Source organism: Dellaglioa algida (assembly GCF_030127605.1).
Lineage (GTDB): Bacteria > Bacillota > Bacilli > Lactobacillales > Lactobacillaceae > Dellaglioa > Dellaglioa algida.
Window position 1 is genome coordinate 234,677 of sequence record NZ_JANXLE010000002.1, and the last position, 14,578, is coordinate 249,254.

Annotated in this window: 16 protein-coding genes; all 16 read right to left on the minus strand. The window is 35.5% G+C overall.

Features of this window, described 5'->3' with window-relative positions:
* Positions 1–8 precede the first annotated feature (8 nt).
* Entirely contained in the window at positions 9–671 is a 663-nt protein-coding gene (locus N0K73_RS02880) for a tetratricopeptide repeat protein (RefSeq protein WP_112250089.1), read from the minus strand.
* An 11-nt stretch (positions 672–682) separates the two neighbouring features.
* The gene (locus N0K73_RS02885; protein ID WP_112250091.1) at positions 683–1,339 is read right to left on the minus strand and encodes a histidine phosphatase family protein; all 657 of its coding nucleotides are present in this window, start codon (positions 1,337–1,339) and stop codon (positions 683–685) included.
* Positions 1,340–1,449: 110 nt separating this feature from the next.
* Positions 1,450–2,589 (minus strand): tRNA 2-thiouridine(34) synthase MnmA, encoded by a 1,140-nt coding sequence (gene mnmA, locus N0K73_RS02890; RefSeq protein ID WP_057973888.1) that lies wholly within the window; start codon positions 2,587–2,589, stop codon positions 1,450–1,452.
* Positions 2,590–2,834: 245 nt separating this feature from the next.
* Positions 2,835–3,176 carry a DUF1831 domain-containing protein gene (locus tag N0K73_RS02895; protein ID WP_057973887.1) on the minus strand — a complete coding sequence of 114 codons (342 nt, stop codon included), beginning with the start codon at positions 3,174–3,176 and terminating at the stop codon, positions 2,835–2,837.
* Positions 3,177–3,189: 13 nt separating this feature from the next.
* Complete coding sequence (locus tag N0K73_RS02900; RefSeq protein WP_112250093.1) at positions 3,190–4,338, minus strand: cysteine desulfurase family protein; 1,149 nt, start codon at positions 4,336–4,338, stop codon at positions 3,190–3,192.
* Between the two features lie 25 nt (positions 4,339–4,363).
* Complete coding sequence (locus tag N0K73_RS02905; protein WP_112250095.1) at positions 4,364–5,047, minus strand: 5'-methylthioadenosine/adenosylhomocysteine nucleosidase; 684 nt, start codon at positions 5,045–5,047, stop codon at positions 4,364–4,366.
* Positions 5,048–5,075: 28 nt separating this feature from the next.
* On the minus strand, positions 5,076–5,333 hold the full coding sequence (locus N0K73_RS02910) for a twin transmembrane helix small protein (protein ID WP_112250097.1): 258 nt from the start codon (positions 5,331–5,333) through the stop codon (positions 5,076–5,078).
* Positions 5,326–5,886, minus strand: coding sequence for an NUDIX domain-containing protein (locus N0K73_RS02915; protein ID WP_112250099.1), 561 nt, complete (start codon positions 5,884–5,886; stop codon positions 5,326–5,328). Before N0K73_RS02915 ends, N0K73_RS02910 begins: the two co-directional genes overlap by 8 nt.
* Positions 5,887–5,912: 26 nt before the next feature.
* Positions 5,913–6,848, minus strand: a complete 936-nt coding sequence (locus N0K73_RS02920) for an alpha/beta hydrolase (RefSeq protein ID WP_181647353.1) — start codon at positions 6,846–6,848, stop codon at positions 5,913–5,915.
* 69 nt (positions 6,849–6,917) lie between these two features.
* The gene (gene dapF / locus N0K73_RS02925; RefSeq protein ID WP_284068605.1) at positions 6,918–7,892 is read right to left on the minus strand and encodes a diaminopimelate epimerase; all 975 of its coding nucleotides are present in this window, start codon (positions 7,890–7,892) and stop codon (positions 6,918–6,920) included.
* A gap of 120 nt (positions 7,893–8,012) precedes the next feature.
* Positions 8,013–10,796 (minus strand): isoleucine--tRNA ligase, encoded by a 2,784-nt coding sequence (ileS, locus tag N0K73_RS02930; protein ID WP_112250105.1) that lies wholly within the window; start codon positions 10,794–10,796, stop codon positions 8,013–8,015.
* Positions 10,797–11,078: 282 nt separating this feature from the next.
* Positions 11,079–11,780 (minus strand): DivIVA domain-containing protein, encoded by a 702-nt coding sequence (locus N0K73_RS02935; RefSeq protein ID WP_057973880.1) that lies wholly within the window; start codon positions 11,778–11,780, stop codon positions 11,079–11,081.
* Positions 11,781–11,799: 19 nt separating this feature from the next.
* Positions 11,800–12,582: a YlmH family RNA-binding protein gene (locus N0K73_RS02940; protein ID WP_057973879.1), complete on the minus strand. Its 783-nt coding sequence runs from the start codon at positions 12,580–12,582 to the stop codon at positions 11,800–11,802.
* 4 nt (positions 12,583–12,586) lie between these two features.
* On the minus strand, positions 12,587–12,880 hold the full coding sequence (locus N0K73_RS02945) for a YggT family protein (protein WP_057973878.1): 294 nt from the start codon (positions 12,878–12,880) through the stop codon (positions 12,587–12,589).
* A 21-nt stretch (positions 12,881–12,901) separates the two neighbouring features.
* Positions 12,902–13,315, minus strand: a complete 414-nt coding sequence (locus N0K73_RS02950; protein ID WP_057973877.1) for a cell division protein SepF — start codon at positions 13,313–13,315, stop codon at positions 12,902–12,904.
* A gap of 30 nt (positions 13,316–13,345) precedes the next feature.
* Positions 13,346–14,578, minus strand: coding sequence for a cell division protein FtsZ (gene ftsZ / locus N0K73_RS02955; RefSeq protein ID WP_112250107.1), 1,233 nt, complete (start codon positions 14,576–14,578; stop codon positions 13,346–13,348).

Here is a 14,578-nt window from a genome sequence, read left to right on the forward strand (position 1 = left end):
CATCCCTTCTACCGATTATCACGTAATTTTATAAATGATTCTATCTCGCTTAATCGCTTTTTTTGTGCATCAAAGTATTTTTTATTTGTTAACCTAGACCGCGTGAAATACGTATCAAATTCAAGTCCTAAAACCATATTTACCAAGCCACGTTGGAAATTCGCTTTTGCATGATTCTGATCACTCTCAAGTACTAAATCATAGTACTGCGCAGCATTTTCAAATTGTCCCAATGCTAAAAAAATATCTCCAATCAATTCATTAGTATCGATATTTTTAGAATTTATTTCTTGTGCCGTAATTGCAAATGCCAGCGCCTGTTGGTATGATTCTTGTGCCATATACGATTGTGCCAACATCAAAAATGCATTTTCTTTCATTTCTGGATTAGTCACCTTTTGGAATGCTTGAATTGCTTCAACATATAATTCTGCCTCATAAAATACATTACCCAGTCCATAGACTAATAAGTCCGCTTTTATATCTTTTGCGTCAAAATGTGAAAGTGCCTTTTTATAAAGTTCTTCCGCATGAACGTAATCTTTTACTTCGGTTAAATAACTCCCAAGTTGGTAATAAACATCTTGATTGTCAGGATGTTGTTCAACTTTTTCGATCAACTCATGAATGATTTTACTTGATTCTACTTCCTGCTCTTCTCTTTTATTCACTTTATTACTCCTTAAACGACATCACTTTCATCTCGTACTCTATCTAAATAGTCGGTATCATTCCATTTGATTAAATTAAAGTCAGTTCCATTTTTGGTTTCTAAAATAGTTGTACTCGTATTTGATAGTCCACCTTGTTTGCGAAGATCCTTCAGTGGTACACCTAATAAATTTTGAATTAAAGCGCCTAGTGCTGCACCGTGACTGACAACAATAATATTTGCATCCGATTTATTTTGTGCCACAATTCGTTTAACGGCTGGGACCATACGTTTTAATAATTCTTGAAATGTCTCGCCATTAATTTTACGAGGTTCATATTTATCTGGATGATTACGGAATGCATCAAGTTCATCAGGGAACTCACTTGCCACATCGGTAAATTTCATCCCTTCCATTTTTCCCAAATGAAATTCTTCTAAATTTTTATCTAAAATAACGTTTAATTTTTGATTAAGGCCCTCGCTAATTAAATCCGCAGTGTCTCTTGCACGTTTAATTGGGCTTGAATAAATGGCATCAAACTTTTTTTCCTTCAGAGAGCTGATAAGTTGTTGAATCTCTGTGTAACTTTGTTTAAGCAAAGGGGAATCCCCATTCGCACCTTGATATCGTCCTTCAAGATTCCATTCTGTTTTACCATGTCGAATAAAATATATATTAGTCATCTGTCAGTAGGACCCTCCATTTTTTTATCTCTATTATATTATGCCACAAAAATAAAAAGGCACAAACAAAACATTTGTTTTGTTTGTGCCTTTCATATCATAAATTCAATTTAAACGTATTGTAACTGTTTTGAACCCTTATCTAGGCTTTTAAATGCAGCATCAATGATACCGCTGCCCAAACATTCTGTACCATCATAAAAAACAACGGCTTGTCCCGGTGTAATCGCACGTACCGGTGCATCGAATGTTACTGTGGCCTCTGTATGATCATCATTTAAATGAACCGTCACACCAACATCAGTTTGACGATATCTAAACTTAGCAGTGATATGGAAATCATTACCAAATCGATCAATGGGTGCAATAAAGCTTAGCTCTGATGCTTCAAGATAATCCGCATAAAGTAAGTCGTTATGGTAACCCTGTCCGACAATCAACGTGTTTGTTGACAGATCCTTACCAACAACAAACCAAGGATCATTGCCTTCACCTGTACCACCAATACCCAAACCTTTACGTTGACCAATTGTGTAATTCATAAGACCATAATGCTCGCCCATCTTCACACCATCAACGGTCATCATATTACCCGTCTGTGCTGGTAAGTACTCACCAAGGAATTTAGTAAAGTTACGTTCACCAATGAAACAAATACCCGTTGAATCTTTCTTCTTTGCAGTTGAAAGACCAGCTTCTTCAGCAATTCTTCTAACTTCTGGTTTTTCAATATTTCCAATTGGAAACATTACTTTTTGAATTTGCTCTTGTGATAACTGGCTCAAGAAATAAGTTTGGTCCTTATTGCTATCATCCCCACGTAACATATGCATAATACCGTCGGTATCTTGTTCAACTTGTGCATAATGTCCCATGGCAATGTAATCAGCGTCAAGTTCCATAGCGTAGTCAAAAAAAGCTTTGAACTTAATTTCTTTGTTACACATCACATCAGGGTTTGGCGTTCTACCCTTCTTATATTCGTCCAAGAAATACGTGAACACACGGTCCCAATATTCCTTTTCAAAATTAACGGAATAATAAGGAATTCCAATTTTGTTTGCTACCTTAGCAACATCTTTGTAATCTTCCGTTGCCGTACAAACACCCATTTCGTCCGTATCGTCCCAGTTTTTCATGAAGACACCAACAACATCATATCCTTGTTGCTTCAATAAATAAGCAACAACTGATGAATCGACACCTCCACTCATTCCAACAACAACACGAGTTTTACTATTATCTGGCATACTATCACCATCATTTCAATTAGATTCTGAAAAAATCTACGATTTGAAGGTCGCACTATTTCAGTAAATACTATTATACCAATAATACGAACTTATACAAGCCTAGTGTGTCATAAATAGTTGTAATCCTAGCTAAATTAAAATTTTGATTAAATAAAAAAGTACCTCATTAATATTCTTAATGAGAATACTTTAAATTATTTGTACAATTTTACCATGCACCATCACAATTTATATTTCCGAGACTATATTTTCTTCAAGACATCTCTGTCAACTAACTGACCAATAACATAATCAAATTGTTCAGTTTCGGCTTTTTTATTCTCATCTTTAAAAATATTAACTGCCTTAAGTCCATTTGCAGTCGTCGTTGACATTTTAAACCCACTCAACGTTTTATCAACAACAATTTTAACTTTAATACCTTGATTAAAAGGTGAATTAGGATCCAACGATCTTTCTAACTGAAAATTGCCTGCTTTAGTTTCCGCAAAGCCTAAATCTCTTAGCGTATATTTTTTTACATCAGCACTTAATTCATAAGTCACTATATCTCCCAAAAGTTGAATACTTTTTTCAAATGCCATAATTAACTACCTCCTATTTTTTTAACCGTCCAACAATTCGAACTAATTGCGTAACAAAAACAGCAATCTCTTCATCAGTATTGTCCTTACCGAAACTTAATCGAATAGATTCGGTCACTCGAGGACTATTCTCACCATACATGGCAATCAGAACATGTGAAGGTTCCAAGTTGCCGGCAGTACATGCTGAACCACCAGAAACGGCAATACCAGCCAAATCTAAACGCGTTTGTAGGACTTCCGTCTGGACTCCCTTAATCCAAATGTTAAACACGTGTTGCAAATTATCATCTGAAAGCGTTCCATTAATTTCAAAATCAATCTTATTCACTTCTAATGCCGCAATGATTTGTTGTTTAAATCCTTGATATTTTAATTGACGCGCTTTCTTTTCGTCATCCGAGACTAAAGAAACGGCCTTCGCAAACCCTGCAATTGCTGGTACATTCTCTGTTCCCGCACGCCTTTTATCTTCCTGTTCTCCGCCTTTAATAAATGGTGGAGAAAAAATGGTGTCGCGCTTATATAAAAAGCCTAGAAACTTAGGTCCATTCAATTTATGGGCCGAAGTTGATAGCATGTCGATATGGTCTGCGTTAACATCAATATCCAATAAACCATATGCTTGAACGGCATCCGTATGAAACCAAGCTTGATGATCTTTCAAGATATCACCAATTTCATGGATAGGCATATGACTTCCTGTTTCGTTATTACCCATCATAATCGATACTAAAATCGTATCATCCCTCAGTGCATTTTTAAAATCTGTTATATCTATGACGCCATCTTCATTAACTGGCAAATAAGTAACTTCAAATCCAATTGATTCCAAATATTTCATTGATTTTAAAATCGCTTGATGCTCAACCGCAGAAGTAATTAAATGCTTACCCAGCGACTTTCTTTGAATTGCTGTCTGCATGATGGCCATATTATCACTTTCTGTACCACCACTTGTAAAGATAATTTCTGACTCCTTAGCATGAATACTATCGGCAATAACTTTTCGGCTATCATCAAGTACCATACGTGCTGAGCGTCCAAATTGATGAGTACTAGAAGCATTTCCAAAAGTAGTCTGCATGGTATTCGTCATGACTTCAATGACTTCTTTTGCCATTGGTGTTGTTGCCGCATTATCTAAATATATTCCTGACATAAAATTTTATAGTCTCCTTTAAACTTTATTTTAGTAACGAAAGAATCATTTTTGCTGATTTTTGACCAGCCTCAATAATAAACTCATCAAACGTTTGACCAGCTTCTTCGTCCGCTACATCTGACATGGCTCTAACAATTGTAAAAGGAACGCCAAATTGATATGCGGCCTGCCCAACTGCTGCACTTTCCATTTCACTACAAAGTGCCGTGGGAAAATGATTGAGAATTGCATCTGTTTGTTCTTGACTCGCAATAAATTGGTCCCCGGTCACAATAAGTCCCGGTTTTATACTTAAGTTATTCTCTTGAGCAGCCTTGGTAATTGCAGCATTTAAATCTATATCTGCCGAATATTTCGCTGGTTGCTGTGGTAATTGGCCAATTTCGTAGCCAAATGCTGTTGCATCAACATCGTGATAGGCAACATCTGTAGCCAAGACAACATCACCAATTTTAAGTCCTTGGCCAATACCGCCGGCAGATCCAGAATTGATAACAGCTGTTACGCCAAATTCTGCAATCAGAAGTCCAGTTGTCATCCCGGCCTGAACTTTACCAATACCGGACCTTACTAGAACAACCTTATGTTTATTAATTTGACCAGTATAGAATGAAATACCACCAATTTCTTTATCTGTTCTATCTTCTAAATGACTTCTAAGCGAAATGATTTCTTCTTCCATCGCGCACAAAATACCGTAAATCATAGTCGTGACCTCCACTTTATATTAATAATTAGGGTAACAAGAATAACGCTAAAAAAACGATTATGATTGCGACAATCAAAAAACCAATTGTCCAATTTAAAAATCGATTTAATTTATTTTTTTTACCCGTTCTCTCTGGTTCATCCGTGAGGGAACTTCTGGTAGGATGCTCCTCCAGATATTCTTTCTCTACTCGTCGACGCTCTTCTTGACGCAATTCAGGATTATTCTCTAGTTCTTGTAATCTCTGATACTCACTTCTTGATAGTTTTGTTTCATCATCCATGTAATTCACCTTTTAATCGTTGAATTTCCCAATAAGCGACCGCTAAAATAGTTTTAACGTCTGTAATCTCGCCTGATTTAATCTTATCCTGAACCTCATCAAACGTCAATTCCATCAAATTTAAAAATTCATCAGCATCTTGAGGTAATTCGGTCTCGACATTTACCAACCCAGTTGCATGATATAGAGTTAGATATTCATCGGCGAAACCAACCGCAGAATGAAACCCATAAATTTTCGTTATTTTTTTTGGTGCATATCGCGTTTCTTCATTAAGTTCGCGCATTGCGGTTTCCATTAAATCATGGTCCTCGCCATTAATTTTGCCAGCCGGAATTTCTAACGACGTTTTTCTAATTGGCGCACGCCATTGATTAACTAAAACAATCTTATCTTCATCCGTCACTGCAAATATACCGACAGCCCCGTGATGATGGACAATTTCTCTAGTCGATTGTTCACCATTAGGTAATTCAACAGTCTCCTTCGCAACTTCTATAACATGACCTTTAAAAAATATTTCTTCAGATAATACTTTTTCTTCTAAGTTCATCCAATCAACCTCGCAATTTTACTTTTTTAATTAAAATATTGTTCCAAGAAATGAGTTACTTTTTTTGTATAACCCGACTTATCTTTAGTAAAGGAGTTCCCGTGCTCTGCACCCGACACTATAAAAATATCTTTAGGGCCTTTTGTTGCTGCATAATTTTTATAAATCATTTCAGTCGGAACAAACTTATCAGTGCCACCATGAATAAACAAAACAGGCAATTTATTCTTACTCAACTGTTTAATTGAACTCGCTTCATAAAATGAATAACCCGCCTTAAACTTAGATATCACGCTGGCAACCGGTATAAATGGGATTTTAGGTAACTTATACATTTGTTTCAACTGATAAGTTAGCTCATCGGCCACACTGGTATAACCGCAATCCTCAATAATTGCTTTAACTTGTACGGGCAATCGTTTTTCACCGCTTAACATCATAACCGTAGCACCGCCCATGCTGATCCCAAATAATGTAATTTTTGAATCTGTCCCTTGATAATCTATGACCTTGTTAAGCCATTTTAAATTATCATTTCTCTCTAACCATCCGTATCCGATATACTTTCCTTGGCTTTGCCCATGTGCTCTAGCGTCCGGGGCAATAACGTTATAACCCTGATCATGATAAAAATGAATAAATCGAACCATCGACTCTTTCTTACCCATAAACCCATGGGCAACAAATATTGTTTTATTAGTCTTTTTTTCTGCCGGCACATAGATTGCTTTAAGTTTTAAGTTATCATCAGACGTAAGTTCCCAGTTCAATTTTTTAATCCGATTTAACCATTCATTTTCTCTTTTTAATTCAACACTCGCCGTTTCGGATTTAATAAATCCTTTATTCGTCGGTGTCTCCGCATATTTAAATAAATAATAGCTAATTCCAAAAATAATAAGCCCAATTATGACAAAAACTATACAAATTCCAACAATCCATTTTTTCATTTGTTTCCTCAAGTGTTTCCTTTCATTTTAAATTAAAAAAAGGATAAAAGACAGTCATTTATGTCTTTTACCCTAATTAAATTACCTGATACTTGAGATAAATTCTAAATAATTTTCTTGTTCATTTGTTGGGACCCATTTTGCATGAGAATAATCACCATTCATGGCATCAGCTAAGTCAACTGTTACATTTGCAACATTAGTCGCATTACCGATTAATGACATCCAATATTCGCCATTATCATTTTGATGTACTATCGTTTTAACCATCCCACCAGGATTTCTAACGTTAATCTCAGTTTCAAAAGGTACCTGTTTGTTACTTAACATCACAAACATTAAACTTGATGCAGACATCGCTGTTCCACATGCATTGGTAAAACCGACCCCACGTTCATACGTTCTAACAAAAATCGAATGACCGTCTAATTTTTCAACAAAACTAACGTTGACTCCGTCAGGGAAGTAAGGATTCTCACCGTTTAAATATGTTGCAATTTTTTCAAGCTCTGGCCCTTCCAACGTCTCATGATCAACAAAAGCTATTAGATGAGGGTTAGGAACCGAAACTGCTGAAAATTTTAACGTTTTTGAAAATTCAGGAACATAATCATCAACCAAAGTTTCTCGGTCTAGAAACATCGGTAACGTCTCTGACATAAAACTAACGGGCGAAATTTCAACATTATATGCAGCGACGTTCAATTTAAGGTCTGGCGCTTTTTCAACCTTCAAATCAGCATGCATTGTTTCAACTTTAAATGTCGTTTGTCCATATTCTTTTTCTAAATAACGTCCAACTGTTCTTAAGCCATTTCCGCACATACTGGCTTCCGTACCATCAGCATTAATAACTCTCATCTGGCCCAAAACACCACTATGTTCGGAATGATCAACAACCAAAATACCATCTGATCCACCGTGTAAACCAGTTATACGGTTACACATTTTAATTGCTAACTCTTTTAATTGTTCATCGGACAACGCGACTTCTAATTTTGTCTGATCCAAAAGAAAGAAATCATTTTCTGATCCATGCACCTTAATTAATTGCACATTAAACACCCACTTCCACTGTAATTGTATAACCCACATACTACCTCATAATCTGAGTTTTGTAATCATTTTGGCTCAAAAAAAGGAATAACATAATGTTACTCCTTTTCAGAAATTTGATTAATTTTCGAATCCTTCTGTAACTGCTTTAGGGTAGTTACGTTCAACAATTGTTGCACAACGATGACAAAGAGTTGGTAATTCAGGATTTTCACCCACATCTGTCTTAATCATACGACATCTTTGACAAACTTCGCCACTGGCAACTTCGACCTTGACAGCTAAATCATCAAATTTGGTTGCATCTTCAGGTGCGTTTTCAACTGATAAAATTTCTAAATCAGAAACAATTAGTTGTTGACGTACATCCGTGTTAAGCGCATCTAATAAAGCTTTGTCAGAATCATTCACATATAAACTAACTTTTGCTTCAAATGACTTTCCAATTAATTTTGCATCGCGGGCATCTTCTAACGCCTTTAACACGTGTGAACGCATTTTCATAAATGCTTGCCAATTTTCGACAATTTTAATTTCACCGTCAAAATGAGCAACTTCTGGCATTTCACTTAATTGAATATATTCTTCTGGTTCTTTTAAATAGTCCCAGACCTCTTCAGTTGTATGTGGCAAGATAGGCGTTAATAACTTAGCCATTGTCGTCACAATCTGATAGAGAACTGTTTGCATTGAACGTCTCTCGAAGCTATCTTCAGCTTCAATGTAGACGATATCTTTTGCGATATCTAAGTAGAATGCAGACAAATCATTTGAAATAAACGTAATCACTTTCTTGTAAATTGCTAAGAAATCATATTCAGCATAATTATCTAATACCTCTTTTGAAAAGGCATTTAATTTGATTAACATGTATTTATCTGCTGATGCCAAATCGTCAAATGCAACGGCATTTTTACTTGGTTCAAAATCAGTTGTATTAGCCAAAATAAATTTAAATGTATTTCTAATTTTACGATATGTTTCTGAAACTTGTTTTAAGATGTCCATTGAAACAGCAACATCAGATGAAGTATCGGCTGAAGCAGTCCATAATCGAACAATTTCAGCACCTGACTGTTTAATAACCTTACTTGGTAAAATAATATTACCAAGTGACTTACTCATCTTATGACCTTTATCATCTAGAACAAATCCTTGTGACATCAACTGTTTGTATGGCGCAATACCATTAGTCGCAACGGACGTAATAATACTTGAGTTAAACCATCCTCGATATTGATCTGAACCTTCCATGTAAAGATCTGCAGGATACGTTAAATTATCACGTTTGCCCAGTACGCCTCTGTGAGAAGAACCAGAATCAAACCAAACATCCATAATATCTTCTTCTTTTGTGAACCCGCCGTTAGGACTGTGTTCACTCGTGAAGCCTTCAGGAAGCAATGCTTTAGCATCGTGTTTAAACCAGATATTTGAGCCATGTTCTTCAAATAATTGCGCAACATGTTCAATTGTTTCTGGTGTAATAATTGGTGTGCCATCTTCTGCATAGAAGATTGGTAACGGAACGCCCCATGCGCGTTGACGTGAGATTACCCAATCACCACGATCTTTAATCATGTTGTAGAGGCGAACTTTACCCCACTCGTTTTTAAAATCAACTTTATCAATTTCTTTTAAAATATCATCCCGGAACATCTCTACTGATGCAAACCACTGTGCTGTTGCACGGAATACAACTGGTTTCTTTGTACGCCAATCATGTGGATAACTATGCGTAAAGAATGATAACTTAAGTAAATGACCATTTTCTTTCAACTGATCAGTTACAAGTGGGTTTGCTTTATCATAAAAGATACCTTCAAAACCAGGAGCATCTTCATTCATGATACCTTTTTCATCTAATACAGAAACAACAGGTAATTTATATTTTTGTCCTGCAATAAAATCATCTTCACCATGTCCTGGAGCTGTATGGACAAGTCCCGTACCAGAATCTAAAGTGACATGGTATCCAAGGATAACTAATGATGTACGATCATATAACGGATGTTGTACCGTCATATATTCCATATCACGACCAGAAAACTCTTTTAGCACTTCAACATTTTCCCAATCAAATTCTTCTTTTAATACGCTTAAACGTTCTTCTGCGACTACATACTTTGTGCCATCAGCATCAATTTGGATGTATTTGTAATCAGGATGTACTGCTACACCATAATTAGCGGGAATCGTCCATGGTGTTGTTGTCCAAATAATCATTTTTGTATCTGTATCTAAAATATCTTTTCCATCTACAACATCAAATGTGATATACATTGAAGGTGATTTAATATCTTGATATTCGATTTCTGCTTCAGCCAATGCTGATTCAGATGATGGTGACCAGTAAATTGGTTTTTTACCTTTATAGATATACCCTTTTTCGGCCATTTCACCAAACATTCTAACTTCTTCAGCCTCAAATTCAGGTTGTAGTGTCATGTATGGGTTGTCCCATTCAGCTGCGACTCCTAAACGTTTAAAATCTTCTCGTTGTAAGTTAACTTGTTCTAAAGCATACTTTTCACAAAGTTCACGGAAAGCAGCTTTTGACATTTTTTTACGATCAACGCCCTGTTTAACCAATTGTTGTTCAATTGGTAGACCATGTGTATCCCAGCCCGGTACGTAAGGAGCTCTGAATCCCATCATTGATTTTGAACGGACAATGATATCTTTTGTGATTTTATTTAAAGCATGACCCATATGGATATTACCATTGGCATATGGAGGTCCATCATGCAAAATAAAGCTTGGTTTGTTTTCATTCAATTTTTGTCTTAATTCATAAACGCTATCTTGATTCCATCCATCTTGGCGTTCGGCTTCCTTAACGGGTAAATTACCACGCATTGGAAATTCCGTTTTACCTAAGTTTAAGGTTTCTTTCATTTTCATAATATAAACTCCTTTTAAAAGTTATTTTATCTTATTATACACAAAAAGACTCCGTTACAAGGGACGAAGTCTTCGCGTTACCACCCAAATTTAGACAGACACTAGTCTTTTACTTTTATCTATCACTCAATCATCATGGTAACGGAGATGATTCCGATTAAACTTACTTAATAGTTCAGTTTAATTAACTTATTGAGAGGATAAATTACATAACAGTGATTATCGATTTCCCACTATCATCGATTCGCTAAAAATATGTTATATAATTGTTGTTCTCAATTTTTATTTATTGTCTGGAAAAATAACCATTGTATCTTGATCATTTTGTTCAGAAACTTCATTTGAATCTGATTCAGCAATAATTTCAGTAACGACGATGCCATCATCATTATTATTAACTGCTTCCTTCATCTCTTTAGCTTCACGTTTTTCTTTATCTTCTTCACGTTTTAAAACGTCTTGAATTTCAGAATATGTGCTGGTTTCACCTTGTTTTAAAATTTCATCCCAATCAGAACTTTTAACAACTTCTAATTGTGATTCCATCATAACTTTAAGACGTTGACGGAAGATACGTGCTTGTTTCTTCAAGTCGTCAGTTTCGACAGCTAACTTTTTAGCTTTTTCTGATGCCATATCAATAATATGTTTAGCCTTTTCGTTAGCTTCATCAATAATATCATGACCCTGCTTTTGTGATTCCTTATTAATAATTTCAGATTCACGTTTAGCATTAACTTTAACACGATCAGCAGCTTCTTGGGCTACAATGATTGATTGGTTTAACGAATCTTTTAAATCGTTAAAGTATTCCAATTTTTCATTACTCGTTTTAACTTCATCAGTTAAATTTTCATTCTCTTTTAAAGTTAATTCGTAATCTTTAATAATTTTATCAAGAAAATCATTAACTTGATCTTGGTCATAACCTCTCAATTTTACGTTAAATTCTTTATTATGAATATCCAATGGACTTAAAGTCATTTTGCACGTCCTTCAAAATTTATTTTTTTAAAACAGACAACTCTAATTTATATTTATCTTTTCTTGTCATACCTGCCACTAAATCTAATTTAATCCGACCAAAGCCTCGAATAGAAAGCACGTCAAACTCTGCCAACTCGTAATCAGGTTTACTAATTACTTGCCAATTTAAACTAACTTTTTCAGAATTAACTAGATTTTTAGCATTTTGACGAGACATATTATATACGGCCGAAATAACTGAATCAATTCGTAATGAAGCAACTAACTCAGATTGGGACTGCCATTCATCCGTTACAGAAACTATCTGAGAAAAAGAAACTTCTTCAAGAGAAACCTTAATTTTACCAATACGATCAATTTGATTAATTAAGTAATCAGCCATCTTTTTTTCAACAACAACTTGCCATTGCTGGCCGTCTGTCACAATATCTCCCAGAACTTCTCTATCTAATCCTGCGTTAGCTAGCGTTCCTAAAATTTGCCCATGCTTTAACGTGGCAAATTTAACGGGGTATTTAATTTCAATTAGCTGTAAATCGAAATCGCTATCCTGAACTTCAAAATAAGCCGGATAAAAAAGTAATCTTCTTCGCTCAGCATCTTTTGTACCACCAAATAATTTCATGCTAATCTCATCACTTTGACCCAACAGGTAAGTTGCAATGTGAGCTTCCCTAGGATTCAAAAAATGAGTTAAAACGGCTCTGTATTCCGACTTAGCTTGTTCAATATAATCTGATAGCGTATCAATAATTTCTTTTTCATCAGGTCTGAAATGTTGATATATTGCATCATTCATATTATTATCCTCCAATAGAAAGACGAATTAAGGTCGTTAAAATACCCATGATTCCGTTTTGAATGAAACTTAACGCGATTATTGCAACAATCGGTGAAAAACTAATGCCTCCAATTGCCGGAATAAAACGATCAAAAAATGCAAGATACGGCTGACAAATCCTACTTAAAAAATGACCGACCGGTGTATTATACGCACCCGGGAACCATGACATTAATACGTAAATAATGATTGCCAGCTGATAAGCATCAAAAGCCCAGCTAATAACTCTGGCTAGTAATTGAATAAATTCAATCATGTATACACCTCGATTTTTCTGTTATTCGAATTTTTCAAAAATATTATCCGCCATATTACCTTCAACCGTAAATGAATTTGGTGTACAGAGGAAAATATTATCTCCAATTCTTTGAATGGTTCCGTTAATAGCAAAGACCGTTCCTGACAAAAAATCAACGATTCTTTTAGATTGAACTTCATCCATCTTTTGAAAATTCACGACAATCGCCTGATTTTGTAATAGATGTGTCGCAATATCTTTAACGTCAGAATAAATTCTAGGTTCGAATAAATTAATTTTTTGTGGCTGACTATACTTTCCGTTAATTGAAACAACTTTATTACTTTGATTCAACGACGCGTTTTGCATAGCCCCTTCGGCTTGATAGCCATCATTTTCAAAATCGTCATCCTCGGCTAAGCCAAAAAAACGACCAATTTTTTCAAAAGCCATAATAGTAATCTCCCCACTGATTCAATTTAGTTAATCTTTACGTCTTCTTCTAAAGAACGGTGGTGTGCTTAATCCATCATCGTTATTTGTTGATTCTTCATCTTTATTAACGTCATTTTTAAATACGTCAAAACTTGGTTTTTCCACATTATCAAATTCCGTTGATTTTTTTTCTTCAGGTTGACTTGTTGGGTGCATGATATCCCAATCGTCAAAACGGTCTTCTTGTTTTTCAGTTGGTGTTACTTTAGGTGCTTCAGTTCTTGGCAACGTTCTTGTACGAGCTGTTGCTTTTTTTTCTTCTTTAACATCGTCAATACCAGTTGCAATAACAGTTACGACAATTTCATCACCTAAGTCTTCATTAATTGACGTTCCAAAAATAATGTTAATTTCATCAGATGCAGCTTGTGAAATGATTTCAGAAGCTTCTTGCGCTTCAAAAAGACTCATATCAGCGCCACCAGTAATATTTAACAGAACTTGTTTTGCACCGTCAATTGAAACTTCTAGTAATGGTGAAGAAATAGCTTTCTTTGTTGCTTCAGCAGTTCTATTCTCACCTGTAGCTGAACCGATACCCATTAAAGCAGTACCTTGATCTGCCATCACTGTTTTAACATCAGCAAAATCTAGGTTAATTAGACCGGGTGAGGTAATTAATTCAGAAATACCTTGAACACCTTGACGTAAAACATTATCCGTTTCTTGGAATGCTTCAAGCATTGGTGTTTTCTTATCAATAATTTCAAGTAAACGATTATTAGCAATAACGACTAATGTATCGACTTGGTCTCTAAGATTAGCAATTCCTTCAGCAGCAAAGCGACTACGTTTTGGTCCTTCAAAGGTAAATGGACGAGTTACTATTCCGACTGTTAAGATACCTTGATCTTTAGCTATCTTAGCGACAACAGGAGCAGCACCAGTACCAGTACCACCACCCATTCCTGCAGTAACAAAAATCATATCTGCGCCATCAATAGCTTCAATAATTGCTTCTTCGCTTTCTTGCGCAGCTTTGCTTCCAATATCTGGTGTTGCACCAGCACCTAAACCACGAGTTAATTTAGGTCCTAATTGAATTTTAATTTCTGCTTTTGAGCTTTCCAGTGCTTGAACATCCGTATTCAATGCAATAAATTCAACACCAGAAACATTTTCGTCAATCATGCGGTTAACAGCATTACCACCAGCGCCACCGACACCAATTACTTTAATTACTGCGCCTTTATCTTCACTTGAGTCCAAAGAAAATTCCAT

What these genes read in the sequence shown, in the direction of transcription:
- ftsZ (WP_112250107.1), bottom strand. Translation starts at nt 14,578, where the DNA reads ATGGAATTTTCTTTGGACTCAAGTGAAGATAAAGGCGCAGTAATTAAA.
- N0K73_RS02935 (WP_057973880.1), bottom strand. Translation starts at nt 11,780, where the DNA reads ATGACTTTAAGTCCATTGGATATTCATAATAAAGAATTTAACGTAAAA.
- N0K73_RS02885 (WP_112250091.1), bottom strand. Translation starts at nt 1,339, where the DNA reads ATGACTAATATATATTTTATTCGACATGGTAAAACAGAATGGAATCTT.
- N0K73_RS02895 (WP_057973887.1), bottom strand. Translation starts at nt 3,176, where the DNA reads ATGGCATTTGAAAAAAGTATTCAACTTTTGGGAGATATAGTGACTTAT.
- N0K73_RS02910 (WP_112250097.1), bottom strand. Translation starts at nt 5,333, where the DNA reads ATGGATGATGAAACAAAACTATCAAGAAGTGAGTATCAGAGATTACAA.
- N0K73_RS02945 (WP_057973878.1), bottom strand. Translation starts at nt 12,880, where the DNA reads ATGATTGAATTTATTCAATTACTAGCCAGAGTTATTAGCTGGGCTTTT.
- ileS (WP_112250105.1), bottom strand. Translation starts at nt 10,796, where the DNA reads ATGAAAATGAAAGAAACCTTAAACTTAGGTAAAACGGAATTTCCAATG.
- N0K73_RS02905 (WP_112250095.1), bottom strand. Translation starts at nt 5,047, where the DNA reads ATGATTTACGGTATTTTGTGCGCGATGGAAGAAGAAATCATTTCGCTT.
- mnmA (WP_057973888.1), bottom strand. Translation starts at nt 2,589, where the DNA reads ATGCCAGATAATAGTAAAACTCGTGTTGTTGTTGGAATGAGTGGAGGT.
- N0K73_RS02950 (WP_057973877.1), bottom strand. Translation starts at nt 13,315, where the DNA reads ATGGCTTTTGAAAAAATTGGTCGTTTTTTTGGCTTAGCCGAGGATGAC.
- N0K73_RS02915 (WP_112250099.1), bottom strand. Translation starts at nt 5,886, where the DNA reads ATGAACTTAGAAGAAAAAGTATTATCTGAAGAAATATTTTTTAAAGGT.
- N0K73_RS02940 (WP_057973879.1), bottom strand. Translation starts at nt 12,582, where the DNA reads ATGAATGATGCAATATATCAACATTTCAGACCTGATGAAAAAGAAATT.
- N0K73_RS02900 (WP_112250093.1), bottom strand. Translation starts at nt 4,338, where the DNA reads ATGTCAGGAATATATTTAGATAATGCGGCAACAACACCAATGGCAAAA.